This window comes from Streptomyces rhizosphaerihabitans (assembly GCF_025399795.1).
Lineage (GTDB): Bacteria > Actinomycetota > Actinomycetes > Streptomycetales > Streptomycetaceae > Streptomyces > Streptomyces rhizosphaerihabitans.
The window spans coordinates 60544-86888 of the sequence record NZ_JAODTZ010000048.1; the positions used below are offsets into that span (position 1 = coordinate 60544).

Genomic DNA, 26345 nt, shown 5'->3' on the forward strand with positions numbered 1-26345 from the left:
AGGGGCGCCCCCAGTGGCATGAGCGCGGGTGCCGGTGTCCGCCATCTGTCGTAACGTCCACTTATGAGCAACCCCGTGCCGCCGCGCAAGGAACCTGACAAGCCGTGGCGTACCGAGGGCACGCCGCCCGAGCCGACCCCGCCGTCGGGCGGCCGGCGGAAGCTGCCCGGCGGCTGGTGGAGCCTGGCCCTGGCCGCGCTCATCGTGTTCCTGATCGCCAACCTGGTGCTGTCCTTCTACAACAAGGGCAACGAGCCGACGATCTCGTACACGGAGTTCAGCAGGCAGGTGGGCGACGGCAACGTCTCCAAGATCTACTCCAAGGGCGACGCGATCCAGGGGCAGCTCAAGAACTCCCAGGAGAACCCCGAGGGCGACGGGAAATACACGAAGTTCAAGACCCAGCGCCCGGTCTTCGCGGACGACAAACTCTGGCAGAACCTGGAGCAGCACGACGTCACGGTGACCGCCTCGCCGGTGGTCCAGGAGCGCAGCTTCCTCTTCAACCTGCTGATCTCGCTCGCCCCGATGGCCCTGCTCGTCGTCCTGTGGATCTTCATCGCCCGGCGGATGGGCTCCGGCATGGGTGGCGCCGGCGGCATGCTCGGCCGCAAGACGCCTCCGAAGCCGGTCGAACTCGTGCCCGGCGGCAAGCGCACGACGTTCGCGGACGTGGCGGGCATCGACGAGGTCGCCGGCGAGCTCAACGATGTCGTGGACTTCCTCAAGAACCCCGACGCGTACCGCCGGATGGGCGCGAAAATGCCGCGCGGTGTGCTGCTGGCGGGTCCGCCCGGTACCGGAAAGACGCTGCTCGCGCGGGCGGTCGCCGGGGAGGCGGGTGTCCCGTTCTTCTCCGCCTCCGCCTCCGAGTTCATCGAGATGATCGTGGGCGTCGGCGCCTCGCGCGTGCGTGAACTGTTCGCCGAGGCCCGCAAGGTGGCCCCGTCCATCATCTTCATCGACGAGATCGACACCATCGGACGGTCGCGGTCGGGCGGCTCCGCCATGGGCGGCCACGACGAGCGCGAGCAGACGCTGAACCAGATCCTCACCGAGATGGACGGCTTCTCCGGTTCGGAGGGCGTCATCGTCATCGCCGCCACCAACCGCGCGGACATCCTGGACGCGGCGCTGACCCGCCCCGGCCGCTTCGACCGCGTCGTCACCGTCTCGCCCCCCGACCGCGGCGGCCGCGAGGCGATCCTGGAGATCCACACCCGCGACATCCCGCTCGCCCCCGGCGTGAACCTGACCCAGGTGGCCCGTTCGACCCCGGGCATGACCGGCGCCGACCTCGCCAACCTCGCCAACGAGGCGGCCCTCCTCGCCGTCAAGCGCAAGCAGGAGGAGGTGACACAGGGCGACCTCTCCGAAGCGCTCGAGAAGGTCCAGCTGGGCGCCGAACGCTCCCTGGTCATGCCCTACGAGGAACGCCGCCGCACCGCTTACCACGAGAGCGGCCATGCCCTTCTCGGGATGCTGCGGCCCGGTGCCGACCCGGTCCGCAAGATCACCATCGTCCCGCGCGGCCGCGCCCTCGGCGTCACCCTCTCGACGCCGGACGCGGACCGGTACGCGTACACCGAGGAGTACCTGCGCGGCCGGATCATCGGCGCCCTCGGCGGCATGGCCGCCGAGCACGTCGTCTACGACGTCATCACCACGGGCTCGGAGAACGACCTGGAACAGGTCACGAACCTCGCCCGCGGCATGGTGGCCCGCTGGGGCATGAGCGAACGGGTGGGCAGGCTGTCCGCGCTGCCGAGCGACGCCCAGCAGGCCTACGGCCTCTCGGCGGCCCCGGGCACCCTCGACTCGATCGACCACGAGATGCGCCGCATCGTCGACGAGTGCTACGAGGAGGCCTGCCGGAAACTCCGCGAGCACAGAGGACAGCTGGACGCCCTGGCGGAGGCGCTCCTCGCGAACGAGACGCTGGAGGAGGCGGAGGCGTACCGGATCGCCGGGGTGCCCCGGACGCCGAAGGAGGCGTGACCGCCCGGGAGCGACCTCGGCGGACCCTCCCGAGACCGCGCTCAGCGGACCCGTCCCGAGACCGACAGCAGTAGACGGTCCGAGACCGACCTCGGTAGACCCGCCCTCGGGATCGTCGTGAGACCGCACTCGGACCACCTCAAGCAGCCCGCGCCCGGGACCGGCTCAAGCAGCCCGCCCCCGGACCGTTCTCGGACTGCCCTCGGACCGCACGGACCGCTCTCGGACCGCCGTCAGACCGCCCTCAGACCGTCCGGAGGCCGCCCTCGGACCACCTGCGGACCGGCCTCGGACCCGCTCAGACCGTTCGGGCGATCAGATACCGGAACACGTTCGGCATCCAGACGGTCCCGTCCCGCCGCAGGTGCGGATGCAGTGCCTCGGCCACTTCCTTGTCGACCTGGGCCTGATCGGTGGCGTCGACCGCGGCGTCGAAGAGCCCCGTGGAGAGCAGTCCGCGCACGGCGCTGTCCACGTCGGCGTAGCCGAACGGACAGGCCACCCGCCCCGAGCCGTCCGGCCGCAGCCCGGCCCGCTGGGCGACCTCCTCCAGGTCGTCCCGGCAGGCGGCGCGCCAGCTCGCCGCGCCACGCAGGGGATCGGCCAGCTTGGTGGCGACCCGCAGCACGGCCGAGGTGCTGCACCGCTCCGGCGGCCCCCACCCGACCAGCACCACGGGCGTTCCCCGGCCGGTGAGCGGTGCCGCCTCGGCGAGGAGTGAACCGAGCCCTTCGGAGTCGCCGGCCACGCACCCGATCGGCTCGAACGCGGTCACCAGGTTGTACGCCGGCGCTCCCACGACGGCCGCGTCCCCGGGAGAGCCGGCCGCGAGCCGGGTCTCGGCACGCGGGGGCGTGTCCCATGCCTGCGGCAGCAGACGTTCCCGTGCGAGGGTCAGCCGTTCGGGTGACGAGGAGTCGACTCCCGTGACCGCGGCGCCGCGGGAGGCCGCCATCAGCAGGGCGAGCCCCGACCCGCAGCCGAGGCCGAGCAGCCGTGTCCCGCCGCCCACTTCGAGTCGCTCGTAGACGGCCTCGTAGAGCGGTACCAGCATCCGCTCCTGGATCTCGGCCCAGTCACGCGCGCGTGCACCCCGGTCCGCGCGGGGCGATGGGCCCGCATGAGGAAGGTGCTGCCGCACGAGCGTAGGTGTCATCGAAAGTGCCCCAATCCGCCGAGAGTTGCCGCCGGGCCCCCTATTCCTTCGCCCCCGCGCACGAGGCCCGCACTCCCCCCGTATGTCAGGTAACTCCGCCCTCGACGTGCCGTCCAGGGGTTGCGGGGTCCCGTTTGTGCCCCAGCCGCAAAGGGCGCGAGAATTCACATACCGGCAACGTGGACCCGTACCATCACCCGCATGGCCAAGGCACCCGTTCTCACGCCCCGGGCGGACGATTTCCCGCGCTGGTACCAGGACTTGATCAACAAGGCCGAGCTCGCCGACAACGGGCCGGTGCGCGGCACCATGGTCATCCGGCCGTACGGGTACGGGCTGTGGGAGCGGATGCAGCAGGAGATGGACGCCCGCATCAAGGAAGCGGGTGCCCAGAACGCGTACTTCCCGCTGTTCATCCCGCAGTCGTACCTGACCCGGGAAGCCGAGCACGTCGAGGGCTTCGCCCCCGAGCTCGCGATCGTCACGCACGGCGGCGGCAAGGAGCTCGAGGAGCCGGTCGTCGTCCGCCCCACCTCCGAGACGATCATCAACGAGTACTTCTCCAAGTGGGTGCAGAGCTATCGCGACCTGCCGCTGCTGATCAACCAGTGGGCGAACGTGGTCCGTTGGGAGATGCGCCCGCGGGTGTTCCTCCGTACGACCGAATTTCTCTGGCAGGAGGGCCACACCGCCCACGCCACCTACGAGGACGCCCGGGACTACGCCGCGCACATCCACAAGGAGGTGTACGCCGACTTCATGACCGACGTCCTCGGCATCGATGTCGTCCTTGGCCGGAAGACGGCGAGCGAGCGGTTCGCGGGCGCCGTCAACACCCTCACGCTCGAAGCCATGATGGGCGACGGCAAGGCGCTCCAGATGGGCACCAGCCACGAGCTGGGACAGAACTTCGCGAAGGCGTTCAACACGCAGTACCTGTCCAAGGACGGGAAGCAGGAGCTCGTCTGGCAGACCTCCTGGGGGTCCTCGACCCGCATGGTGGGTGGCCTGATCATGTCGCACGGCGATGACAGTGGGTTGCGGGTGCCGCCCCGGCTCGCCCCGGTACAGGTCGTCGTCCTCGCGATCAAGGGGGACGAGGCGGTTCTGGCCAAGGTCCGCGAAATCGGCGACCGGCTGAAGGCGGCGGGTGTAAGGGTCCAGGTCGACGACCGTACGGATACTCCCTTCGGGCGCCGCGCGGTCGACTGGGAGCTCAAGGGCGTCCCCGTACGCGTCGAGGTCGGCCCCCGTGACCTGGAGAACGGCACGGCGATGCTGGTCCGCCGGATCCCCGGAGGCAAGGAGCCCGTGGCCCCCGACGCACTGGCCGCGCTGCTTCCCGGCGTCCTCGAAGAGGACCAGGCGCTGCTCCTGAGGCAGTCCCGCGAGCGCCGCGAGTCCCGTACCTCGGACGTGTCGACGATCGACGCGGCGGTGGAGGCCGCGCTGGCGGGCGGCTGGGCGCGCATTCCCTGGGCCGGTCTCGGCGAAGAAGGCGAGGCCAGGCTCGCCGAACACGCGGTGACCGTACGGTGTCTGGTCGCCGAGGACGGGTCGGTGCCGGACGCCGACGACGCACCCGGTAACGTCGCCGTCGTCGCCCGCGCCTACTGAGTGGGACGCGAGGGCGGCCGAAACACCCCTTGCGCATCTGCCGACCACAGGTGCCCCGGTGCGCGGATGTCGTCTACGCGCCGGGGCGTACGTGTGACTACGTACCGCCTTGGTATGAGCTGTGATGCTTCTCCGCAGATCAGCGCACCCGCCCTCGTCAGGACGCATCAGTGGCAACTGACGGGTACGTGCAAATTATTTGGGATGCCCCGGAATAGGAACACAGAGGCACCTCTGCTCGTTCTCATTACGTGAGCACGACACCACCTGTTCTCGCCGCAGAGCTGGCAGGGGCGTGGGCCGACATTCAGCGGCACCACCCCGAACTGCCCGATCTTGCCGCGCCAGAGTCCCTGATCGGAGAATCGTCGTCCGCCTGCGGACACGAGCTCTCCTTCGAGCGACTGCTTCACGAAGCAGTCCACGGCATCGCCGCCGCCCGCGGAGTCCGCGACACCTCGCGCGCCGGCCGGTATCACAACCGCAGATTCCTCGCGATCGCCGAGGAGCTGGGCCTCGACCACCCCGAGGAGCCGCATCCCAGCAGTGGCTTCTCGCTGGTCACGCTCAATCCCGAGGCGAAGCGCCGCTACCGCCCGACCATGGAGCGGCTCCAGCGCGCGCTGAAGGCCCATACGGCCGCCACGTCCGCCGACACCGCCCGCTCGTTCCGCGGCCCGGCCGCCCGGCACGGCTCCTCCGGCGGAGGCGTCCGCGTCAAGGCCGTCTGTGACTGCGGGCGCAATGTGCGCGTGGTCCCGTCGGTCCTCGCGCAGGCGCCGATCGTGTGCGGAGGATGCGGCAAACCCTTCCGGATTCCGGAGGTGGTCGGGGCGGCCGCCGGCTGAGGTGCGTGCGACACCGGCGTCTCGTGGGTGCCGGACGAGTGCGCGTGGCCCGTGAGCAGTCGTGCCTCCCCCACTGCCCTTGGGGAAGTGGGGGAATTCAGGAGGCACGAGTGCGCGCGGGCCAGACCTCGACGACACCCCTTGCGGCCGATCCACGCAGGCCCATGCCTGACGGGCACCCGGAACGCCGGGTGCCCGTCAGGCATGGGCCGACGCACCCTCGGTCGGGGTGGCCCGCAGTATGTGGCAGAATGGCTAGCTGTACTCGACAGCCGCATAGGACCCCTCTCTCCTCCGGCTGACGCGTCCATCGGGCACTCGGGTACCGCAACCCCACGCGGCCATCTCGTCGTGTCCAACCCCGTCAAGACCAGGAGACACCACTTCCGTGGCAGTCAAGATCAAGCTGAAGCGTCTGGGCAAGATCCGTTCGCCTCACTACCGCATCGTCGTCGCCGACTCCCGTACCCGCCGTGATGGCCGGGCCATCGAGGAGATCGGTCTGTACCACCCGGTGCAGAACCCTTCGCGCATCGAGGTCGACTCGGACCGTGCGCAGTACTGGCTGGGTGTCGGCGCGCAGCCGACCGAGCCCGTGCTCGCCATCCTGAAGCTGACCGGCGACTGGCAGAAGTTCAAGGGCCTGCCGGCCCCGGCTCCGCTGCTCGTGGCCGAGCCGAAGGCCGTGCGCCCGCTGTTCGACGCCCTCGGTGGCGACGACGCGAGCAAGGGTGAGGCCATCACCCAGAAGAAGAAGGCTGAGAAGAAGGACGAGGCTCCGGCCGAGTCCGAGTCGACCGAGGCCTGAGCATGCTCGAGGAGGCTCTCGAGCACCTCGTGAAGGGCATCGTCGACAACCCCGACGACGTGCAGGTCGCCTCGCGCAACCTGCGCCGCGGGCGCGTTCTCGAGGTCCGGGTCCATCCCGATGACCTCGGCAAGGTGATCGGCCGCAACGGCCGCACCGCGCGCGCTCTGCGTACCGTCGTGGGCGCCATCGGCGGCCGCGGTGTCCGCGTCGACCTCGTCGACGTGGATCACGTCCGCTGACGTAACAGGCAGCACCGGCTCGGGCCGGGGAGGGCTTACGAGCCGTCCCCGGCCCGTAGTCGTCTGCGAACCCCCGCAGTCGGCCCCAGCCGCGTGGACGTCACCGCACTCCGCAGGCGTCCGCGCACCCGCAGTCGTCCATGAAGCATGGCCGTCGGCACACGACAGGAGATCAAGCACAGTGCAGCTGGTAGTCGCTCGCGTCGGCCGCGCCCACGGCATCAAGGGCGAGGTCACCGTGGAGGTCCGCACCGACGAGCCGGAGCTCCGGCTCGGGCCCGGTGCCGTCCTGCTCACGGATCCGGCCTCCACCGGGCCCCTGACCATCGAGACGGGCCGCGTCCACAGCGGCCGTCTTCTGCTGCGCTTCGCGGGCGTGCGGGACCGCAACGCCGCCGAGGCGCTGCGCAACACCCTGCTGATCGCCGAGGTCGACCCGAACGAGGTGCCGGAAGACCCTGACGAGTACTACGACCACCAGCTGATGGACCTGGACGTGGTCACCAAGGACGGTGAGGAGGTCGGTCGCATCACCGAGATCTCGCACCTGCCCTCGCAGGACCTGTTCGTGGTGGAGCGCCCGGACGGGACCGAGGTGCTCATCCCGTTCGTGGAGGAGATCGTCGTCGAGATCGACCTGGAGGAGCAGCGGGCCGTCATCGATCCGCCGCCGGGCCTGATCGACGACCAGGCGGAGGTCGTCTCCTCCAGGGACGCCGAGGACGGCTCCGCCGGGGACGACGAGGACGCCGCGGGGGCCGACGCCTGATGCGGCTCGACGTCGTCACGATCTTCCCCGAGTACCTGGACCCCCTGAACGTCTCGCTCGTCGGCAAGGCCCGCGCGCGCGGGCAGCTGAACGTGCATGTGCACGATCTCCGGGAGTGGACGTACGACCGTCACAACACGGTCGACGACACTCCCTATGGCGGCGGCCCCGGCATGGTCATGAAGACCGAGCCATGGGGGGACGCCCTGGACTCCGCACTGGCGGACGGTTACGAGACGGGCTCCCACGGGCCCGTCCTGGTGGTGCCCACTCCCAGCGGACGTCCCTTCACCCAGGAACTGGCCGTCGAGCTCTCCGAGCGTCCGTGGCTGGTCTTCGCGCCCGCGCGCTACGAGGGCATCGACCGCCGTGTCATCGACGAGTACGCGACGAGGATGCCCGTCTACGAGGTGTCCATCGGCGACTATGTCCTCGCCGGCGGCGAGGCGGCCGTCCTTGTCGTCACCGAGGCCGTGGCGCGGCTGCTGCCGGGTGTCCTCGGCAACGCCGAGTCCCACCGCGACGACTCCTTCGCCCCCGGGGCCATGGCCAACCTCCTGGAGGGCCCGGTGTACACCAAGCCCCCGCAGTGGCGCGGCCGTGAGATCCCCGACGTGCTGGTCAGCGGCCACCACGGGAAGATCGCCCGCTGGCGCCGCGACGAGGCACTGCGCCGCACGGCGGCGAACCGGCCCGACCTCATCGAGCGCTGCGACGCCTCCGCCTTCGACAAGAAGGACCGCGAGATGCTCTCGATCCTGGGCTGGCAGCCGGATCCCGGCGGCCGATTTTGGCGCAGGCCGGAGGCCGTGGAAGAATAGGCCGCTGCTCTCCGTCGTCCGGCGCGCGCCCCTGCCACAGGGGGACACGACGCCCGCCCCGACGAGACAGCACCATCTTCGAACCTCTCTCCCGTTGATGACCTGTGGCATCAGCGAAGAAAGCAGACAAAATGACTCACCTGCTCGACTCCGTCGACGGCGCGTCGCTGCGCACCGACATCCCGGCCTTCCGCCCGGGTGACACCGTCAACGTCCACGTCCGCGTCATCGAGGGCAGCCGCTCCCGTGTGCAGCAGTTCAAGGGCGTAGTCATCCGCCGCCAGGGTTCCGGTGTCCGCGAGACCTTCACGGTCCGCAAGGTCTCGTTCTCCGTCGGCGTGGAGCGCACCTTCCCGGTGCACACCCCGATCGTCGAGAAGATCGAGCTCGTGACCCGCGGTGACGTCCGTCGCGCGAAGCTGTACTACCTCCGTGAGCTGCGCGGCAAGGCCGCGAAGATCAAGGAGAAGCGCGACAACTGAGCTGGTGCCGCCGCGGTGATCCGTCGGCGACCGAGCCGGTAAGAAGGTGTCTCATGGAGGCCGGATAGCATCTGGCCCCGATGGACACCGAAGCACAGCCCGTGGAGCGCGACCGCTCCTCCCGCCCTTCCGCTTCCGAGGAGATCTCGGACACAGCGGGGCCGGAGGACCGGTCGCGTTTTGCGTTCGCCGACAAGGTCGCCGACCGGCTCCCCGGGGGCCGGATCACCCTGACCGTGCTGATCTGTCTGGTATTTCTGCTCCTGGTCAGCCGCTTTGTCATGCAGCCGTTCGAAATTCCCAGCGGCTCCATGGAGTCCGGATTGAGGATCGGGGACCGCGTTCTCGTAAACAAGTTGGCGTACCGTTTCGGTTCCGAGCCGCAGCGGGGCGATGTCGTCGTGTTCGACGGCACCGGTTATTTCGGGAACGCGGACTACGTCAAGCGCGTCGTCGGGGTAGGGGGAGACCACGTGGTCTGCTGCGACAAGGAGGGGAGACTCGAAGTGAACGGCCGATCGGTCGACGAGTCGACATTTCTCTATCGGGGCGACAGTCCGTCCGAGGTGCCCTTCGACATCGTCGTGCCCGAGCGGTCCCTGTTTCTTCTGGGTGATCACCGCAGCCGCTCCCGCGACTCCCGTGACCATCTGGGCTCGCCCGGCGGTGGCATGGTTCCCGTCGGCGATGTCATCGGCAGGGCCGACTGGATCGCCTGGCCCGCGGGTCACTGGACCCGTCTGACGCGTCCCGACGCGTACGCCGGTGTGCCTGTCGCCGGGGGTGCCCATGGGTAACCGTGGACGGGCGCGCGGGGTCTCCGCCAGCGCCGCCGACAATCTGCTGCCCACCGGCGTCCGGCGTGCCTCCGGCGGCGCCGCCCGGCCCAGCCGGGTCGAGCGGCGCAAGCTCGCGCGCAAGATCAAGCGGCGCAGGCGGCGCTCGGCGGTCAAGGAGATACCCCTCCTTGTCGGTGTCGCCGTGCTGATAGCCCTGGTCCTCAAGACGTTCCTCGTCCAGGCCTTCGTGATTCCGTCGGGCTCGATGGAGAACACGATCCAGATCGGCGACCGCGTCCTGGTGGACAAGTTCACCCCCTGGTTCGGCTCCCAGCCCAAGCGCGGTGACGTCGTCGTCTTCAAGGACCCCGGCGGCTGGCTCACCGCCGAGGACGCTCAGAAGAAGAACGACCCCGTGGTCGTCAAGCAGTTCAAGGAGGGGCTGACCTTCATCGGTCTGCTGCCGTCCGACAACGAGAAGGACCTCATCAAGCGGGTCGTCGGGCTCGGCGGGGACACCGTCAAGTGCTGCGACGCGCAGGGCCGGGTGACCGTGAACGGCACCCCCCTGACCGAGCCGTACATCTACGCCGGCGACAAACCGTCGGAGTTCGCCTTCGAGGTGAAGGTGCCCGCGGGCCGCCTGTTCGTGCTGGGCGACCACCGGGGCAACTCCGCGGACTCCCGTTACCACCGCACCGACAAGTTCAGCGGTACCGTCTCCGAGAAGTCGATCGTGGGACGGGCGATGGTCATCGGCTGGCCCATCGGCCACTGGACCCGGTTGCAGGAGCCGAGCACGTTCTCGACGGTGGCCGACGCGCCTGGAGGGTCGGCCTCCGCTCTGTCTCTGTCGCATAGGGTGGCCTCTGCGGATCCAGATGGATTGATCCCGCTCCCGAGCCCTGCGGAACTCCCGCTCGTTATGGGAGTGGTGGGCCTGCGCCGAATACGGCGCGGGCGGCGGCACGGAGTGAGGAGTGGATGTGGGGGATGTGGCGGTCGGCGCACGGTCTGGGCACGAAGGTCCCGAAGGGCAGCCGGAGCGGCCCGACGATGCGGCTGCCCCTGCCGTAGAGGACGGTTCGGGTTCTGGGAGCGGCTCCGAGGACGGGGACGCCTCGACCGGGCGCGCCGAGCGGGACCCGAAGTCCACCAAGCAGCGCTCCTTCTGGAAGGAGCTGCCGATCCTGATCGGCATCGCTCTGGTACTCGCGCTGATTATCAAGACCTTCCTGGTGCAGGCGTTCTCGATTCCTTCGGACTCGATGCAGAACACCCTCCAGCAGGGTGACCGCGTCCTGGTCGACAAGCTGACTCCGTGGTTCGGCTCGGAGCCGCAGCGCGGAGAGGTCGTCGTCTTCCACGACCCGGACAACTGGCTGGCGGGCGAGCCCACGGCCAACCCGAACGCCCTGCAGACGGTCCTCAGCTGGATCGGCCTGATGCCGTCCGCCGAGGAGAAGGACCTCATCAAGCGGGTCATCGGCGTGGGTGGCGACACGATCGAGTGCAAGAACACCGGCCCGCTGATGGTCAACGGCAAGGCCCTGAACGAGTCGTCGTACGTGTACGCGGGGAACACCCCGTGCAGCCAGGACGAGGACGGCGGCCAGTTCAAGGTCAAGGTTCCCAAGGGCATGATCTGGGTGATGGGTGACCACCGCCAGAACTCACGGGACTCGCGCTACAACCAGGCGGACAAGCACCACGGCATGGTGCCCGTGAACGAGGTCGTCGGCCGTGCCATCGTCAAGGCCTGGCCCATCAACCGGTGGGGCACCCTTCCGGTCCCGGACACCTTCGACCAGCCCGGCCTGAGCGACCAGGCGGCCGCGGCGGTCAGCTCGCCGGGTGCCGTGGCCCTTCTGGGCGCGGCGCCGCTCGTGCTGGTGCGACGCAAGCGCAAGGCGTCCAAGGACGACTGAGACACCTCTCGGCCTTCGGGGCCGGCCTCTCCGGATCTCCGGGGCGGCCGGCCCCGCTCGTTTTCAGCCGGAAGCCGGAAGCCGGAAGCCGGAAGCCGGACGGTGAACGGCGAACGGTGAACGGCGAACCGGGGAGCGCGGACGGTGGGGCGGACGGTACGAGCCCCACGGATCCGGTCCCCGCCGATGATCGTGATCCCGGCGGGGGCTGACCCCGGACCGTACCCCCGGGTAAGGTGCGGGCCCATGGGTGGCGAGAGCGCAACACGTACGGCCCCGCGCAGCGGCGGCGCAGGCAAGGCCCCAGTGGGCAGCAGGACCGGACAGCGGTTGTCCGGACTGGCCGTCGCACTGGGCCTGGTGCTGTTCCTGGGCGGATTCGGCTGGGGAGCGGTGGTCTATCTGCCGTACACCGTCCCCACGAGTTCGATGGCGCCGACGATCAAAATGGGCGACCGGGTGCTGGCGCAGCGCATCGACGGAAGCGAGATCCGGCGGGGTGACGTCGTCGTCTTCAAGGACAAGACCTGGGTCACCGGCTCGTCCGTGGTCAAGCGCGTGGTCGCCGTCGGCGGCGACACCGTCTCCTGCTGCACCAAGGGCAAGCTGACCGTCAACGGCAAGCAGATCGACGAACCGTATCTGGCAGCCGGAAGCCTCGCCGAGATCACCGACTTCCCGACCGTGAAGGTCCCGACGGGACGGCTGTTCCTGCTCGGCGACGAGCGGCGGGGCTCCCTGGACTCCACCGCGCATCTGACGGACGCGGCCAGCGGCACCGTGGCACGCAGCGCCGTGACCGCCCGGGTCGACGCCATCGCCTGGCCGATGAACGGCATGCTCGAACGGCCCACCGGTTTCAAGGCCCTCGGCGGTCTGTCCCAGCCGGGACCGCTCCCCACGATGGTCGCCCTGGTGATCGCGGGCGCCGTGCTCGTGCTGGGCGGCGCGGCGTACGGGCCGGTCGCCAAGCTGGCGGGACGTTCCCGCGCACGCACGGAGCCCGCCGGTGCCCGCTGAGGCGGCGCAGGGGGACGAGGGCCCTCACCGAGCCGGGTTGCGCAAGGTCGCCCGCGTCGTCCTGCTCGACCCGCAGGACCGCGTACTGCTGCTGCACGGCCACGAGCCGGACGATCCCTCCGACGACTGGTGGTTCACGCCGGGCGGCGGCCTGGAGGGCGACGAGACCCGGGAGCAGGCGGCCCTGCGGGAACTCGTGGAGGAGACCGGTATCACAGAGGTCGAACTGGGCCCGGTGCTGTGGCGGCGGATCTGCTCGTTCCCGTTCGCGGGACGGCGCTGGGACCAGGACGAGTGGTACTTCCTGGCCCGTACGACCCAGACCGCCACGGCGGCCACGGGGCTGACGGACCTGGAGCGGCGCAGCGTCGCCGGAGCGCGCTGGTGGACGTGCCAGGAACTGACCGAGGCACATGAGACGGTGTATCCGACCAAGCTCGCCGGGCTGCTGCGCAGGGTGCTCGACGAGGGTCCCCCGGCCACGCCCGAGGTCCTCGACACGGAAATCGTCTAGGGGCTCTCGGGGCTGGCGCACAATAGGGGGACGCACGGCTGAAGGGGAACATGCCATGAGCGCCGAGGACCTCGAGAAGTACGAGACCGAGATGGAGCTGAAGCTCTATCGGGAGTACCGCGATGTCGTCGGTCTGTTCAAATATGTGATCGAGACCGAACGGCGCTTCTACCTCACCAACGACTACGAGATGCAGGTGCACTCGGTCCAGGGTGAGGTGTTTTTCGAGGTGTCCATGGCGGATGCCTGGGTGTGGGACATGTACCGGCCCGCCCGCTTCGTGAAACAGGTACGCGTCCTCACATTCAAGGACGTGAACATCGAGGAGCTGAACAAGAGCGATCTGGAACTGCCGGGCGGCTGATCCGGGCGGCTGAACCCCGGACCGCGGGGCTGACGGGCTGAGGGCTGGAGACCGGGGGAGGGGCAGAAGCCCCGAGCCTCCCGTTTCACCGGCCGGCCGGTGACGAGCGGTGATCGTGGTGGTGGCTCGTGCGGGTGACGAGGATTTCCACAGTCACCCGCTCGTCCACCAAGATCCAACAGCCGGGTGGCGCGGCCTCAGTGTTGGTGCCGGAGGTGGTGCCGACATGAAGACATCCGAGGCACGCAACGCACTGGGCGTCTACGGCGAGGAACTGGCCGCACGACGGCTGACCGGGACCGGCATGACGATCCTGGCACGCAACTGGCGCTGCGGCAGGACCGGCGAGATCGACATCGTGGCCCGGGACGGCGACGCGCTGGTCGTCTGCGAGGTCAAGACCCGCAGGGCGGGCGCGTTCCAGCATCCGATGGCGGCCGTCACGGCGGCGAAGGCCCTGCGACTGCGCGGCCTGGCCGAACGCTGGCTCCAGGAACACGGCGGAGCCCCACCCGGCGGTGTCCGCATCGACCTGATCGGCATCCTGATCCCCGAACGCGGCGCCCCCGTGGTCGAGCATGCGCGGGGGGTGGCCTGATGGGATTCGCGCGTACGTGTTCGGTGGCCCTGGTGGGTGTGGAGGGCGTCGTCGTCGAGGTCCAGGCGGACCTGGAGCCGGGTATCGCGGCCTTCACGCTCGTGGGGCTCCCCGACAAGAGCCTGACGGAGAGCCGGGACCGGGTCAGGGCCGCGGTGGTCAATTCCGGTGCGTCCTGGCCGCAGAAGAAGCTGACGGTGGGGCTGAGTCCGGCCTCCGTGCCCAAGGGGGGCTCGGGCTTCGATCTCGCCGTGGCCTGCGCGGTGCTGGGCGCCGCCGAGCGGATCGATCCCCGTGTGCTCGCCGACATCGTGATGATCGGGGAGCTCGGGCTCGACGGCAGGGTGCGGCCGGTCCGGGGCATCCTGCCGGCCGTCCTCGCCGCGGCGGACGCCGGATACGAGCAGGTCGTGGTGCCGGAGTGCGCGGCGGCCGAGGCCTCACTGGTACCGGGGGTCTCGGTGCTCGGGGTCCGCAGCCTGCGCCAGCTGATCGCGGTGCTGGCCGACGAACCGGTGCCCGAGGAGGATCCGGACGAGCAGGGCCGCCCGGACCCGCTGCTGGCCGGTCTGCGTGTGCCCGGTACGGGCGAGGCCACCGGGCTGTGCGGCATCGCGGTGCCCGAACACGACCGGTACCACGACCTCGGCGACGTGGTCGGCCAGTTGTCGGCACGCACCGCAATGGAGGTGGCGGCGGCCGGCGGCCACCACGTCTTCCTCCAAGGACCGCCGGGCGCGGGCAAGACGATGCTGGCCGAGCGGATGCCGTCGATCATGCCGCGTCTCTCCCGGCAGGAATCCCTGGAGGTCACGGCGATCCACTCCGTCGCCGGCTTGTTGCCGCCCGGCAAACCGATGGTGGACGTCGCGCCGTACTGCGCACCCCACCATTCCGCGACCATGCAGTCGCTCGTCGGCGGAGGCAAGGGGCTCGCACGGCCCGGCGCGGTGTCCCTGTCGCATCGCGGCGTGCTCTTCCTCGACGAGGCGCCGGAGTTCAGCGGCTTCGCGCTGGACGCCCTGCGGCAGCCCCTGGAGGCGGGGCACGTGGTGATCGCGCGCAGCGCCGGTGTCGTACGGTTCCCCGCGAAGTTCCTGATGGTCCTGGCCGCCAACCCCTGCCCCTGCGGGCGCTTCAGCACGACGAACGACTTCTGCGAGTGCCCGCCCTCCGTCATCCGCCGCTATCAGGCGAGGCTTTCCGGGCCGCTGCTCGACCGGGTCGATCTGCGGGTGGAGGTCGAGCCGGTCACCCGGGCGGAACTCACCGCACGCGGCGCGCGGGGCGAGTCGACGAAGGCGGTCGCGGACCGGGTGCTCGCCGCCCGCGAGCGGGCCGCCGAGCGCCTGACAGGAACTCCCTGGCACACCAACAGCGAGGTGCCGGGACGCGAGCTGCGCGACCGTTGGCAGGCGCGGGCGGGAGCGATGGACGAGGCCGAGCGGGGCCTGGAGCGCGGGCTGCTGACGGCCCGCGGGCTGGACCGGGTGCTCCGTGTCGCCTGGACGGTCGCGGACCTGTCGGGACACGACCGGCCCGACGCAGGGGACGTCGCCCTGGCACTGCAGCTGCGCACCGGAATCCCGCGCGGGGTACCGATGGCGATCGGCTCGCCGGCATGACGGGCGACGAGCGCGGGGCCCGCGTCACGCTCTCCCGGGTCGTCGAACCGGGAGACGAGGTCTGCGGGCGCTGGATCCGAGAAGTCGGGGCCACGGAGGCCGTGCTGTGGTTGCACGGGGATCTGGGGCAGCCGAGGGGAATGACCGACAAGCGGTGGGCGGGGCTGAGGGCCAGGGCCGGGCGGGCCGACCCGGAGCGGGACCTGGCCCTGGCGCGGGACGCCGGGGTGCGGTTCATCTGTCCCGGTGAATCCGAATGGCCCGCGCAGCTCGACGACCTCGGGGACGCCCGGCCCGTCGGACTGTGGGTGCGGGGGCGGGCCGGTCTGCGGTTGTGGGCGCTGCGGTCCGTCGCCGTCGTCGGCGCCCGGGCCTGCACCGAATACGGCGCGCACATGGCCGCCACCCTCGGCGCCGGGCTCGCGGAGCGGGGCTGGGTGGTGGTGTCCGGCGGCGGCGGCGGCATCGACGGTGCCGCGCACCGGGGTGCCCTCGGGGCGGGCGGAGCCACCGTCGCCGTGCTCGCCTGCGGCGTCGACCGGCCCTATCCGCGCGGACACACCCAGTTGATCACCAGGATCGCGGAACAGGGTCTCGTGGTGGGGGAGTTGCCGCCCGGCGAACACCCGACACCGAGCAGATTCATCCTCAGGAACCGGGTCATCGCGGCGCTCACCCGGGGCACCGTGGTCGTCGAGGCGGCGTACCGCAGCGGAGCGCTCGTCACGGCCCGTGCGGCACTGCGGCTGGGCCGGTTCACGATAGGCGTTCCGGGACCCGTCACCAGCGGACTGTCCGCCGGGGTGCACGAGCTGCTGCGCGGGGAAGCCGTCCTGGTATCCGACGCCGCGGAAGTCGCCGAGCTGGTCGGTGACATGGGCGAGCTGGCCCCGGACCGGCGCGGGCCCGTACTGCCGCGCGACCTGCTGCACCCGGGTGCCGGACGCGTCCTGGCCGCCCTGCCGGCGCGGGATCCGGCGGGGGCTGAGGAGATCGCCCGAAGAGCGGCGACCAGCACGGACGACGCGGTCGGGAGACTGTACGAACTCCGAGCACTTGGATTCGTCGAACGACACGGCGACGGCTGGAAGTTGACACGCCAGGCGATGACCTCCGTCCGAGGTGATCGGGAGGGATGCTGACCGAGCGTGTTCGGCCGTCCGGGGGAACGCCGACACGCCTGGGAATCCTTGCAGTTGGCGGCCTCCGATGGTCACACAGGGCAACCGTCGCGACTCCGGGAGACGCCCAGGGGAAAGGTTTCGCGTGCGGGTGACAGCCCGCCCTTCGCGCACTGCGACAGCCCAGTCACGCTACGCTCACAAGAATCCGAAGCAGGCACGCGATCTCGGCATGAGGCCGACAGGACACCCAGGCCCCCAGTTCACGGCAGAACGGCACAAGGCGACGAATGCCCCAGCACACCTCCGGGTCCGACCGGACGGCGATTCCGCCAGCCGCCCGCGACGGCGGCAGCGTGCGCCCGCCCGCGCCCTCGACGCTCGACGAACTGTGGCGGTCGTACAAGTCGACCGGTGACGAGCGGTTGCGGGAACAGCTGATCCTGCACTACTCACCGCTGGTGAAGTACGTCGCGGGCCGGGTCAGCGTGGGTCTGCCGGCCAATGTCGAGCAGGCGGACTTCGTCTCGTCGGGGGTGTTCGGGCTGATCGACGCGATCGAGAAGTTCGACATCGAACGGGAGATCAAGTTCGAGACGTACGCGATCACCCGTATCCGCGGCGCGATGATCGACGAACTGCGGGCGCTGGACTGGATCCCGCGGTCGGTGCGGCAGAAGGCGCGCAATGTGGAGCGCGCCTACGCGACGCTGGAGGCGCGGCTGAGACGCACCCCCTCGGAGGGCGAGGTGGCCGCCGAGATGGGCATCGGGGTGGAGGAACTCCACGCGGTGTTCAGCCAGTTGTCGCTGGCCAATGTGGTCGCTCTGGAGGAGTTGCTGCACGTCGGCGGCGAGGGCGGCGACCGGCTGAGCCTGATGGACACGCTGGAGGACACCGCCGCCGACAATCCGGTCGAGGTGGCCGAGGACCGGGAGCTGCGGAGGCTTCTGGCACGGGCGATCAACACGTTGCCCGACCGGGAGAAGACCGTGGTCACGCTCTACTACTACGAAGGGCTCACGCTCGCGGAGATCGGCAATGTGCTCGGGGTGACCGAGAGCCGGGTGAGTCAGATCCACACCAAGTCGGTGCTTCAGCTGCGCGCCAAGCTGGCCAGTTTCGGGCGCTGAGCCGGTGGTGCCGTGGTGCCGCGCCGTGTCGCGGTGCCGTCCTGGCGCCGGGACCGCTGCGGCGGACGCGCTGTGGTCGGCTCGGTGGAGTGGTTCCCGTCCGCGGCGGTGCGTCCGTACAGTGGTTGACGTGCCAAGGATTCGAGCGGCCTCCGTGGCCGAGCACCGGTCGATGCAGCGAGCCGCCCTGCTGGACGCGGCGCGGTCCCTGTTGTCCGAGGGCGGGACGGAGGCGCTGACCTTCCCGGCGCTCGCCGAGCGCACGGGGCTCGCGCGTTCCTCCGTGTACGAGTACTTCCGGTCCAGGGCGGCCGTCGTCGAGGAACTGTGCGAGGTCGACTTCCCCGTCTGGGCGGCCGAGGTCTCGGCCGCGATGGCCGCGGCGGACGGCCCCGAGGGGACGGTCGAGGCGTACGTCCGCCGGCAGCTGGCCCTGGTCGGGGACCGGCGGCACCGAGCCGTGGTCGCCATCTCCGCCAGCGAGCTCGACGCGGGGGCCCGGGAGAAGATCCGCGCGGCGCACGGCGGGCTGGTCACGATGATCGGTGAGGCGCTCGCCGAGATGGGGCACGCCGAGCCGCGGCTGGCCGCGATGCTCCTGCAGGGCGTGGTCGACGCCGCGGTGCGGCGCATCGAACTCGGCGCCGCCGAGGACCCCTCCGCGATCACCGAGGCGGCTGTGGCGATGGCCCTCCGAGGCGTTCGGGGCTGAAGTCCCGCCGACATCTGCGCGGGCCCCTCGGTCTTTGGCCTGCGGCGTGTGCCTCTCGGCTTTGGTTCGGGGACGTGCCTCTCGTTTTGCGGCCCCCTGCGCCGGCCCTCGGCCTCTGGATCGCGGCGTGTGCCTCTCGGCCTTCGGCCGCTGGGGCAGGCCTTTCCGCCTTTGGCTCGTGCCCGCGGCCCCTTTTGGCCTGTGCCGTCGGTTTCTGGTCCGTTTCCCTGCCCTGCCGGCTTCTGGCGGTCATGGCCGGGAGCCGCTCGGGTTGAGCGGTAGCAGGCGGGACGGACCCGTGTTCAGGAGCCATGGGGGGAGCAGGGACAGCGGGTTCAGGTAGGCCGTGCCCCTGAGCAGTCCCCAGTGCAGACACGCCGTCGGCCCGCAGTGCCCGTCCGCCGCCTCCAGCGCGCCCAGAACCTCGCCCGCGAGGACCTCGTCGCCCTTGCGCACCGATGCCCGCACCGGACCGTAGGTCGTCCGCAGCGGGGGCGCCCCGGTGCCCGACAGCTCCACCGAGACGACCCCGCGGCCCGCGACCCGGCCGGCGAAGGACACCCGGCCGGGTGCGACGGCCCGCACCGGGGCGCCGGGGACGGCCGCGAGGTCGACCCCGCGATGACCCCGGGAGTAGGCCGTCGCCGGCGGTTCCCAGCCCCGTACGACGAACGGCCGGACGCCCACGGGCCAGACGCGGGCGAGCGCCGGGACGGAGGGGTCGGCCGCCGGAGGGGAGACCGGGGCCGGGGACGCGGGGGCCGGTGGCGCGGGGCCGCTCCCCTCGGCCAGCGCCAACGGGGTCGGCGCGCCGAGGACGGCCACCATCAGACCGAGGAGGAGTCCCGGCCACGTACGCGCACATCGGTTCACTCGCATGCGGGAACCGTCCCGTATCGAGCGGATCATGGCCGGGATCTGTGGAGTACCGGCCGGTTGTGGACAGCGGCGTCACCTGCCCCCTCTCGGGTCCCGTACACTTCTGATGGCGATTCGGGTCACCGAGTCGACTTCGCACGCCCCGGCACCTGGTCGTCACAGATCGGTGTCAGCGCCTCTCGGTCCTTTGTGGCAAGGCGCAGCGCGGGCGTCAGGCGCGTGTGCCGTCCGGCACGCGCGGTACAACCGAGAACACCGAGGAGAACGGCCATGGCCGTCGTCACGATGCGGGAGCTGCTGGAAAGCGGCGTCCACTTCGGTCACCAGACCCGTCGTTGGAACCCGAAGATGAAGCGCTTCATCTTCACGGAGCGCAACGGCATCTACATCATCGACCTGCTCCAGTCGCTGTCGTACATCGACCGCGCCTACGAGTTCGTCAAGGAGACCGTCGCCCACGGCGGCACGGTCATGTTCGTCGGCACGAAGAAGCAGGCGCAGGAGGCCATCGCCGAGCAGGCCACCCGCGTCGGCATGCCCTACGTCAACCAGCGCTGGCTGGGCGGCATGCTCACCAACTTCTCCACCGTCTACAAGCGTCTGCAGCGCCTCAAGGAGCTTGAGCAGATCGACTTCGAGGACGTCGCGGCCTCGGGTCTCACCAAGAAGGAGCTCCTCGTGCTCTCGCGCGAGAAGGCCAAGCTGGAGAAGACCCTCGGTGGTATCCGCGAGATGCAGAAGGTGCCCAGCGCCGTCTGGATCGTGGACACCAAGAAGGAGCACATCGCGGTCGGTGAGGCCCGGAAGCTCAACATCCCGGTCGTCGCCATCCTCGACACCAACTGTGACCCCGACGAGGTCGACTACAAGATCCCGGGCAACGACGACGCGATCCGCTCCGTCACCCTGCTCACCCGCGTGATCGCCGACGCCGTCGCCGAGGGCCTCATCTCCCGCTCGGGCGCCGGCAAGGCCGCGGGCGACAAGGCCGCGGGCGAGCCGCTCGCCGCGTGGGAGCGCGACCTGCTCGAGGGCGAGAAGAAGGCCGACGACGCCGAGGTCCAGACCTCCGCCGAGACGGAGAAGGTCGCCGACGCCGAGCAGGCCGAGGTTCCGGCCGCCGAGGCCGAGGCTGTCGCCGAGGCTCCCGTCGCCGAGGCCGAGGTTGCCGAGGCGCCCGTCGCCGAGGCCCCCGCCGCGGATGCCGAGCAGGCCTGACCCCTCACCCCTTCGGGTTTGTGAACGGCGGGGGCCCACAAAGCCCCCGCCGTTCGTCCCGTAGATCTTCAGACTTCGAGAGAGATTCCAGGAATCATGGCGAACTACACCGCCGCCGACGTCAAGAAGCTCCGTGAGCTCACCGGCGCCGGCATGATGGACTGCAAGAAGGCGCTGGACGAGGCCGACGGCAACGTCGACAAGGCCGTCGAGGCGCTGCGGATCAAGGGCCAGAAGGGCGTCGCCAAGCGCGAGGGCCGCTCCGCCGAGAACGGCGCCGTGGTCTCCATCATCGCTGACGACAACACCTCCGGTGTCCTGGTCGAGCTGAAGTGCGAGACGGACTTCGTCGCCAAGGGCGAGAAGTTCCAGACCGTCGCCAACGAGATCGCCCAGCACGTCGTCAAGACGTCGCCGGCCGACATCGCGGCGCTTCTCGGCTCCGAGATCGAGCCCGGCAAGACGGTTCAGGCGTTCGTCGACGAGGCCAACGCGAACCTGGGCGAGAAGATCGTCCTGGACCGCTTCGCCCAGTTCTCCGGCGCCTTCGTGGCCGCGTACATGCACCGCACCATGCCCGACCTGCCCCCGCAGATCGGTGTTCTGGTCGAGCTCGACAAGGCCGACGCCGACCTCGCCAAGGGCATCGCGCAGCACATCGCCGCCTTCGCGCCGAAGTACCTCTCCCGTGAGGACGTTCCGGCCGAGGTCGTCGAGACCGAGCGTCGCGTCGCCGAGGAGACCACCCGCGCCGAGGGCAAGCCCGAGGCCGCCCTCCCGAAGATCGTCGAGGGTCGCGTCAACGGCTTCTTCAAGGAGGCCACCCTCCTCGGTCAGCCGTACGCGCTCGACAACAAGAAGTCCGTCCAGAAGGTTCTGGACGAGGCCGGTGTCACCCTGAAGCGCTTCTCGCGCATCAAGGTCGGCATCTGAGTCCGTACCGCGATCGACGCGCGACCCCTATAGGGTCGACAGCAGTCGTCCGCGTACGTCGGCACCCACGTGTGTGTGCCGGACGACAGCAGATCTGACGAGGAGGCCATTGCCGAGCATGGGATGCGAACAACACCCCACCGGCAATGGCCTTCTTCGTATGTGCACCATGAGGAGATCTCCATGACCACCACCCAGGCCGACAAGGGCGAGAAGAGCGACGACGGCAAAGGCGCGGGACGCTTTCTGCTGAAGCTTTCCGGCGAGGCGTTCGCCGGTGGCGGCGGACTGGGCGTCGACCCCGACGTGGTGCACAAGATCGCCCGCGAGATCGCGGCCGTCGTGCGCGGCGGTGCCCAGATCGCCGTCGTCATCGGCGGCGGCAACTTCTTCCGAGGGGCCGAACTCCAGCAGCGCGGCATGGACCGGGCGCGCTCCGACTACATGGGCATGCTCGGCACGGTCATGAACTGCCTCGCCCTCCAGGACTTCCTGGAGAAGGAGGGCATCGACAGCCGCGTCCAGACCGCCATCACCATGGGCCAGGTCGCGGAGCCGTACATCCCGCTGCGCGGCGTACGGCACCTCGAGAAGGGCCGTGTGGTCATCTTCGGCGCCGGTATGGGCATGCCGTACTTCTCCACCGACACCACCGCCGCCCAGCGGGCCCTGGAGATCGACGCCGAGGCGCTCCTCATGGGCAAGAACGGTGTGGACGGGGTCTACGACTCCGACCCGAAGATCAACCCCGAGGCCGTCAAGTTCGACTCGCTCAGCTACAGCGAGGTCATCACCCGGGACCTCAAGGTCGCCGACATGACCGCCATCACGCTGTGCCGGGACAACAAGCTGCCGATCCTGGTCTTCGAACTCCTGGCGGAGGGCAATATCGCGCGGGCCGTCAAGGGTGAGAAGATCGGCACACTCGTGGGCGATCAGAGCGGCCGAGCCTGACGGGGAACGCTCTGTACCGGGTACGACTCCCGGTCCAGGACGGACCCCGACCGGGGGATGGACAATGTCCCGCCGGTCCGGAACCGTGCAGGAACAAGACGCGACGCAGCCGGCCGCCGAACCCCGACGAGGAAACAGCTGCCGGGCCTACTCAAGACACGCAGGAGCAAGTGGTGATCGAAGAGACCCTCCTCGAGGCCGAGGAGAAGATGGAGAAGGCCGTCGTGGTCGCCAAGGAGGACTTCGCCGCGATCCGCACCGGCCGTGCGCACCCGGCGATGTTCAACAAGATCGTGGCCGACTACTACGGCGCGCTGACGCCGATCAACCAGCTGGCCTCGTTCTCCGTTCCGGAGCCGCGCATGGCCGTGGTGACCCCGTTCGACAAGAGCGCGCTGCGCAACATCGAGCAGGCGATCCGCGACTCCGACCTGGGCGTCAATCCCAGCAACGACGGCAACATCATCCGGGTGACGTTCCCCGAGCTGACGGAAGAGCGTCGCAAGGACTACATCAAGGTCGCGCGGACCAAGGGCGAGGACGCCAAGGTCTCGATCCGCGCCGTGCGCCGCAAGGCCAAGGACGCTCTCGACAAGCTCGTCAAGGACAAGGAGTCCGGCGAGGACGAGGTCCGCCGCGCGGAGAAGGAGCTCGACGACACCACGGCGAAGTACGTCGCCCAGGTGGACGAGCTCCTGAAGCACAAAGAGGCGGAGCTGCTCGAGGTCTGATGAACGACTCTTCCTGGGGGGCGCCGCCACAAGCCGGGTACTGGGGGCCGTCCGAGCAGGGGCCTGTCCAGGGGGCAGCCCCGGCGGGTCCCACGTACGATGCGCATGACGCGCAGCACACTCGGCCCATGCCCACCGTGCCCGACGTACCCGCACATGGCGGAGACCAGGATGACGACAGTGGGGCCGCTCGGTCGAGCGGCCCCTCGGTCCGCGACGACACACCGCCGACGGCGCCCTACGGGGATCCGTCGCACAACCCGCAGAGCCCGCAGGAGCCCATGCCCAGCGCCGCCCCAGAGCCCGCCCCCGCACCTCAGAAGAAGAGTGCGGGACGCGACCTGGGCGCGGCCATAGGAGTGGGCGTCGGGCTGGGCGCGGTGATCGTCGCGTCGTTGTTCGTCGTCAAGGCAGTCTTCGTCGGCGTGATAGCGGTCGCCGTGGTGGTGGGGCTCTGGGAGCTCACCTCACGGCTGGAGGAGCGCAAGGGCATCAAGGCGCCTCTCGTGCCGCTCGCGCTCGGCGGGGCCGCCATGGTCGTCGCCGGATACGTGCGCGGTGCCGAGGGCGCGTGGGTGGCCATGGCGCTCACCGCGCTGGCCGTCCTGGTCTGGCGGATGACGGAACCACCCGAGGGCTACCTCAAGGACGTCACGGCGGGGGTCTTCGCGGCCTTCTACGTGCCGTTCCTGGCGACCTTCGTGGCCATGATGCTCACGGCCGACGACGGTCCGCGCCGCGTGCTGACCTTCCTGCTCCTGACGGTCGTCAGCGACACGGGTGCGTACGCCGTCGGCTGGCGCTTCGGCAAGCACAAACTGGCGCCGCGGATCAGCCCCGGAAAGACCCGTGAGGGTCTGTTCGGAGCGGTCAGCTTCGCGATGGTGGCGGGTGCGCTGTGCATGCAGTACCTGATCGACGACGGCATCTGGTGGCAGGGGCTGATCCTCGGCCTCGCGGTCGCGGCCAGCGCCACGCTCGGTGACCTCGGCGAGTCCATGATCAAGCGGGATCTCGGCATCAAGGACATGGGCACCCTGCTGCCGGGCCACGGCGGCATCATGGACCGCCTGGACTCCCTGCTTCCGACGGCTCCGGTCGTCTGGCTGCTGCTCGTGCTCTTCGTCGGATCCGGCTGATCGTTTTTCCGTACGCGTCTACGGCGTACACGCGTACGGCGCACACGTATACGACACCACCCCTTCCGGTCACCCGATCACCTCACCGTGATCCCCGTGACCAGGAGGGGTGGTGTCGTATACGTGGGGCCGGCCGTCCTGCCATTCCACCCAGCGCGGATCGTCCAGGAACTCCCAAGCGTCCGGGAGACCCGCGCGGCGCAGGAACTCGACCACGTCGGCGTCGCTGTGGGCGATGCCGGCGCTCCGGCCGCGGATCGTCACCCGTCGGCCGCCGGTCCCGGCCGGGCGGCCGACGGTGATGGGCGCGGTGGGTGCGTCGTCGGCCCCTGTCCGGTCGTGGCTCTCGTGGTTCGGCAGCGCGTTTTCGTGGTTCACAGGACACCCGGATCCGTGTCGGGGCGGCAGTACGGGCATGCCGTGACGCCGTCTTCGGTGATCACCCGGAGAGTCTGCTCACGTGCGAGTGGCTTCGTGTTCTTCCCGGCCGTGCCGCAGCCGTCCGTGTGGACGGCGTCGGGGATGGCCTTGGTGCCGCCTGTTCGTCGCATCGCGAGTTTCCATCCGTGGGGCGGCGGGGGTGACGTGCGGGCCGCGCGGTGGCGGCGGCCTCCTGGCGCTCCAGCTCGGCGATGGTGTCGTCGGTGCGGCGCAGTTGCCATGGCGGCCGGGTGCGGACGCTGCGCAGTTGCTCCAGGCGGAATGCTTTTTCGTACATGTATTCGATTCTAGGGTCAGGTGGGACTTCGAGGCGGCATCCCGGCTGTTGTCCTGTGACAGCGAACTCTGAACTCACAAGTGAACCCTGAGCTCGTGCCGTCAAAGGCTGGGCACTGGAAGCCGCGGCCTCGACAATGGGTCATGTGGAATTCGTCTTCTTCATGACCTTGCCCGGGCTGGTCGTCGGGCTGACCTTGCTGGCCTTCGTCGACCAGCTTCTGTTGCGCGCGGGGCGGGCCGGTGTGCTGCCGTGGCGGAACAGCGCACGGCAGAGCCAGATATCGGCGACCGGGTTCGAGCAGCTCCACGCGAGTCTTTCGCCGGGCAAGCAGAACGAGCTGAAGGAACGGGAGTCGGCACTGGTCCTGCCGGACAACGAGGACGACGGGGCTCCGCCGAACCGGACAACGGTGGATCTGGACGGAGGGACCGCGGTCGTCCGGATGCCTTGCCCGGGCCGGTAGACGGTCCTCGCCGCTTGACGAACGGCACGGGGAATCGACGGCACGAGCTTTCCGGGCTCGCTGTCGCAGGACGCTGTGCCCGTCAGCGTCAGCGTCCGAGGCACAGGACACCTGCGCCGGTCCGTGTCCGTCGGTGCCCTGCTCCCGAGTCTCGCGGACGATGACCACTGCTGTGCCGCGAGTGGGAGACACAGGTCACATGGGGGTGTGTCACATCGTGCGGAGCTGTTCCGTCGAAGGGGTGTAACCACGAACGACGACACAGGAGCGCACCATGGAAGCTCGGTTGAACCTCTTCGCCAGCCCGGTCGCGGCCAAGTTCACGAAGCACATCGTCGCCGCGGGCAGGTCGCTCGCGGACTCGACTCTGCCGGTCGCGACCCAGGAACTGGTCAAGCTGCGCGCCAGCCAGATCAACGGCTGCGGATTCTGCACCGACATGCACACCAAGGACGCCACCGCCGAGGGAGAGACCTCGGTGCGTCTCAACCTGGTCGCGGCCTGGCGGGAGGCGACGGTGTTCACCGACGCCGAGCGCGCCGCCCTGGAACTGACGGAGCAGGGCACGCGGATCGCCGACGCTGCCGGCGGTGTCACGGACGAGTGCTGGGCGAACGCCGCCAAGTACTACGACGAGGAGCAGCTCGCCGCCCTGGTGTGCTGCATCTCGATCATCAACGCCTTCAACCGCGGAAACGTGATCGTCCAGCAGCCGGCCGGCAGCTACCGGCCCGGCCAGTTCGCGTAAGCGGGGGTGTTCGGGCCGGGCGCG

General features: G+C 69.8%; 29 protein-coding genes and 1 pseudogene. 26 read left to right on the top strand and 4 right to left on the bottom strand.

Going from position 1 to position 26345, the window contains the following annotated elements; genetic code table 11:
• Window positions 1-63 precede the first annotated feature (63 nt).
• Window positions 64-1998: an ATP-dependent zinc metalloprotease FtsH gene (gene ftsH, locus N4G66_RS34795; protein ID WP_261708279.1), complete on the top strand. Its 1935-nt coding sequence runs from the start codon at window positions 64-66 to the stop codon at window positions 1996-1998.
• Window positions 1999-2296: 298 nt separating this feature from the next.
• On the opposite strand, the gene N4G66_RS34800 is transcribed toward ftsH, so the two are convergent.
• Window positions 2297-3154, bottom strand: coding sequence for an SAM-dependent methyltransferase (locus tag N4G66_RS34800; protein ID WP_261708280.1), 858 nt, complete (start codon window positions 3152-3154; stop codon window positions 2297-2299).
• 201 nt (window positions 3155-3355) lie between these two features.
• Here N4G66_RS34800 and proS point away from each other — a divergent pair, with 201 nt between their 5' ends.
• The 18 genes and pseudogenes from proS to N4G66_RS34890 all read left to right on the top strand — a co-directional run bounded on the left by proS (window position 3356) and on the right by N4G66_RS34890 (window position 18535).
• On the top strand, window positions 3356-4771 hold the full coding sequence (proS, locus tag N4G66_RS34805; protein ID WP_261708281.1) for a proline--tRNA ligase: 1416 nt from the start codon (window positions 3356-3358) through the stop codon (window positions 4769-4771).
• A 251-nt stretch (window positions 4772-5022) separates the two neighbouring features.
• On the top strand, window positions 5023-5619 hold the full coding sequence (locus tag N4G66_RS34810; protein ID WP_261708282.1) for a hypothetical protein: 597 nt from the start codon (window positions 5023-5025) through the stop codon (window positions 5617-5619).
• A gap of 388 nt (window positions 5620-6007) precedes the next feature.
• The gene (gene rpsP / locus N4G66_RS34815; protein WP_261708283.1) at window positions 6008-6427 is read left to right on the top strand and encodes a 30S ribosomal protein S16; all 420 of its coding nucleotides are present in this window, start codon (window positions 6008-6010) and stop codon (window positions 6425-6427) included.
• A 2-nt stretch (window positions 6428-6429) separates the two neighbouring features.
• Entirely contained in the window at window positions 6430-6669 is a 240-nt protein-coding gene (locus tag N4G66_RS34820) for an RNA-binding protein (RefSeq protein WP_003973401.1), read from the top strand.
• A 181-nt stretch (window positions 6670-6850) separates the two neighbouring features.
• Window positions 6851-7438, top strand: coding sequence for a ribosome maturation factor RimM (gene rimM / locus N4G66_RS34825; protein ID WP_261708284.1), 588 nt, complete (start codon window positions 6851-6853; stop codon window positions 7436-7438).
• Window positions 7438-8259: a tRNA (guanosine(37)-N1)-methyltransferase TrmD gene (trmD, locus tag N4G66_RS34830; protein ID WP_261708285.1), complete on the top strand. Its 822-nt coding sequence runs from the start codon at window positions 7438-7440 to the stop codon at window positions 8257-8259. Before rimM ends, trmD begins: the two co-directional genes overlap by 1 nt.
• 131 nt (window positions 8260-8390) lie before the next feature.
• Window positions 8391-8741, top strand: coding sequence for a 50S ribosomal protein L19 (gene rplS, locus N4G66_RS34835; RefSeq protein ID WP_261708286.1), 351 nt, complete (start codon window positions 8391-8393; stop codon window positions 8739-8741).
• 80 nt (window positions 8742-8821) lie between these two features.
• Window positions 8822-9538: a signal peptidase I gene (gene lepB / locus N4G66_RS34840; protein WP_261708287.1), complete on the top strand. Its 717-nt coding sequence runs from the start codon at window positions 8822-8824 to the stop codon at window positions 9536-9538.
• Window positions 9531-10604, top strand: a pseudogene (gene lepB / locus N4G66_RS34845) (signal peptidase I); the annotation flags it as partial. The gene lepB (N4G66_RS34840) and the pseudogene lepB (N4G66_RS34845), both read left to right, overlap by 8 nt.
• Entirely contained in the window at window positions 10507-11448 is a 942-nt protein-coding gene (gene lepB / locus N4G66_RS34850) for a signal peptidase I (RefSeq protein ID WP_261708288.1), read from the top strand. The pseudogene lepB (N4G66_RS34845) and the gene lepB (N4G66_RS34850), both read left to right, overlap by 98 nt.
• A gap of 246 nt (window positions 11449-11694) precedes the next feature.
• Window positions 11695-12468, top strand: a complete 774-nt coding sequence (gene lepB / locus N4G66_RS34855; protein WP_261708289.1) for a signal peptidase I — start codon at window positions 11695-11697, stop codon at window positions 12466-12468.
• A complete protein-coding gene (locus tag N4G66_RS34860; RefSeq protein WP_261708290.1) occupies window positions 12458-12982 on the top strand; it encodes an NUDIX hydrolase in 525 nt (174 codons plus the stop codon). Before lepB (N4G66_RS34855) ends, N4G66_RS34860 begins: the two co-directional genes overlap by 11 nt.
• A gap of 55 nt (window positions 12983-13037) precedes the next feature.
• The gene (locus N4G66_RS34865) at window positions 13038-13346 is read left to right on the top strand and encodes a DUF2469 domain-containing protein (RefSeq protein ID WP_003965949.1); all 309 of its coding nucleotides are present in this window, start codon (window positions 13038-13040) and stop codon (window positions 13344-13346) included.
• A gap of 226 nt (window positions 13347-13572) precedes the next feature.
• Window positions 13573-13944 (top strand): YraN family protein, encoded by a 372-nt coding sequence (locus tag N4G66_RS34870; RefSeq protein WP_261708291.1) that lies wholly within the window; start codon window positions 13573-13575, stop codon window positions 13942-13944.
• Complete coding sequence (locus N4G66_RS34875; RefSeq protein ID WP_261708292.1) at window positions 13944-15569, top strand: YifB family Mg chelatase-like AAA ATPase; 1626 nt, start codon at window positions 13944-13946, stop codon at window positions 15567-15569. Before N4G66_RS34870 ends, N4G66_RS34875 begins: the two co-directional genes overlap by 1 nt.
• Window positions 15566-16711: a DNA-processing protein DprA gene (dprA, locus tag N4G66_RS34880; RefSeq protein WP_261708293.1), complete on the top strand. Its 1146-nt coding sequence runs from the start codon at window positions 15566-15568 to the stop codon at window positions 16709-16711. Before N4G66_RS34875 ends, dprA begins: the two co-directional genes overlap by 4 nt.
• A gap of 269 nt (window positions 16712-16980) precedes the next feature.
• Complete coding sequence (whiG, locus tag N4G66_RS34885) at window positions 16981-17823, top strand: RNA polymerase sigma factor WhiG (RefSeq protein ID WP_261708294.1); 843 nt, start codon at window positions 16981-16983, stop codon at window positions 17821-17823.
• Between the two features lie 154 nt (window positions 17824-17977).
• Window positions 17978-18535 (top strand): TetR/AcrR family transcriptional regulator, encoded by a 558-nt coding sequence (locus N4G66_RS34890; protein ID WP_261708305.1) that lies wholly within the window; start codon window positions 17978-17980, stop codon window positions 18533-18535.
• A 249-nt stretch (window positions 18536-18784) separates the two neighbouring features.
• Here the strand turns inward: N4G66_RS34890 and N4G66_RS34895 are convergent, their stop codons facing one another.
• Window positions 18785-19414 (bottom strand): murein hydrolase activator EnvC family protein, encoded by a 630-nt coding sequence (locus N4G66_RS34895; protein WP_261708295.1) that lies wholly within the window; start codon window positions 19412-19414, stop codon window positions 18785-18787.
• 270 nt (window positions 19415-19684) lie between these two features.
• On the opposite strand from N4G66_RS34895, the gene rpsB reads away from it, so the two are divergent.
• The 5 genes from rpsB (at window position 19685) to N4G66_RS34920 (ending at window position 24389) form a co-directional block, all read left to right on the top strand.
• Entirely contained in the window at window positions 19685-20632 is a 948-nt protein-coding gene (rpsB, locus tag N4G66_RS34900; protein WP_261708296.1) for a 30S ribosomal protein S2, read from the top strand.
• A gap of 96 nt (window positions 20633-20728) precedes the next feature.
• Window positions 20729-21565 carry a translation elongation factor Ts gene (gene tsf, locus N4G66_RS34905; protein ID WP_261708297.1) on the top strand — a complete coding sequence of 279 codons (837 nt, stop codon included), beginning with the start codon at window positions 20729-20731 and terminating at the stop codon, window positions 21563-21565.
• Between the two features lie 183 nt (window positions 21566-21748).
• Window positions 21749-22519, top strand: coding sequence for a UMP kinase (gene pyrH / locus N4G66_RS34910; RefSeq protein ID WP_261708298.1), 771 nt, complete (start codon window positions 21749-21751; stop codon window positions 22517-22519).
• A gap of 173 nt (window positions 22520-22692) precedes the next feature.
• A complete protein-coding gene (gene frr, locus N4G66_RS34915; RefSeq protein WP_037625129.1) occupies window positions 22693-23250 on the top strand; it encodes a ribosome recycling factor in 558 nt (185 codons plus the stop codon).
• The gene (locus N4G66_RS34920) at window positions 23250-24389 is read left to right on the top strand and encodes a phosphatidate cytidylyltransferase (protein WP_261708299.1); all 1140 of its coding nucleotides are present in this window, start codon (window positions 23250-23252) and stop codon (window positions 24387-24389) included. The genes frr and N4G66_RS34920 overlap by 1 nt, the downstream gene beginning before the upstream one ends.
• Before the next feature lie 69 nt (window positions 24390-24458).
• Here the strand turns inward: N4G66_RS34920 and N4G66_RS34925 are convergent, their stop codons facing one another.
• Window positions 24459-24692, bottom strand: a complete 234-nt coding sequence (locus N4G66_RS34925; protein ID WP_261708306.1) for a hypothetical protein — start codon at window positions 24690-24692, stop codon at window positions 24459-24461.
• A 71-nt stretch (window positions 24693-24763) separates the two neighbouring features.
• The gene (locus tag N4G66_RS34930; RefSeq protein WP_261708300.1) at window positions 24764-24940 is read right to left on the bottom strand and encodes a DUF6233 domain-containing protein; all 177 of its coding nucleotides are present in this window, start codon (window positions 24938-24940) and stop codon (window positions 24764-24766) included.
• A gap of 312 nt (window positions 24941-25252) precedes the next feature.
• Between N4G66_RS34930 and N4G66_RS34935 the strand changes: the two genes are divergently transcribed.
• Entirely contained in the window at window positions 25253-25573 is a 321-nt protein-coding gene (locus tag N4G66_RS34935; RefSeq protein ID WP_261708301.1) for a DUF6191 domain-containing protein, read from the top strand.
• Between the two features lie 274 nt (window positions 25574-25847).
• Window positions 25848-26321 (top strand): carboxymuconolactone decarboxylase family protein, encoded by a 474-nt coding sequence (locus N4G66_RS34940; protein ID WP_261708302.1) that lies wholly within the window; start codon window positions 25848-25850, stop codon window positions 26319-26321.
• The last annotated feature ends 24 nt before the right edge of the window (window positions 26322-26345 follow it).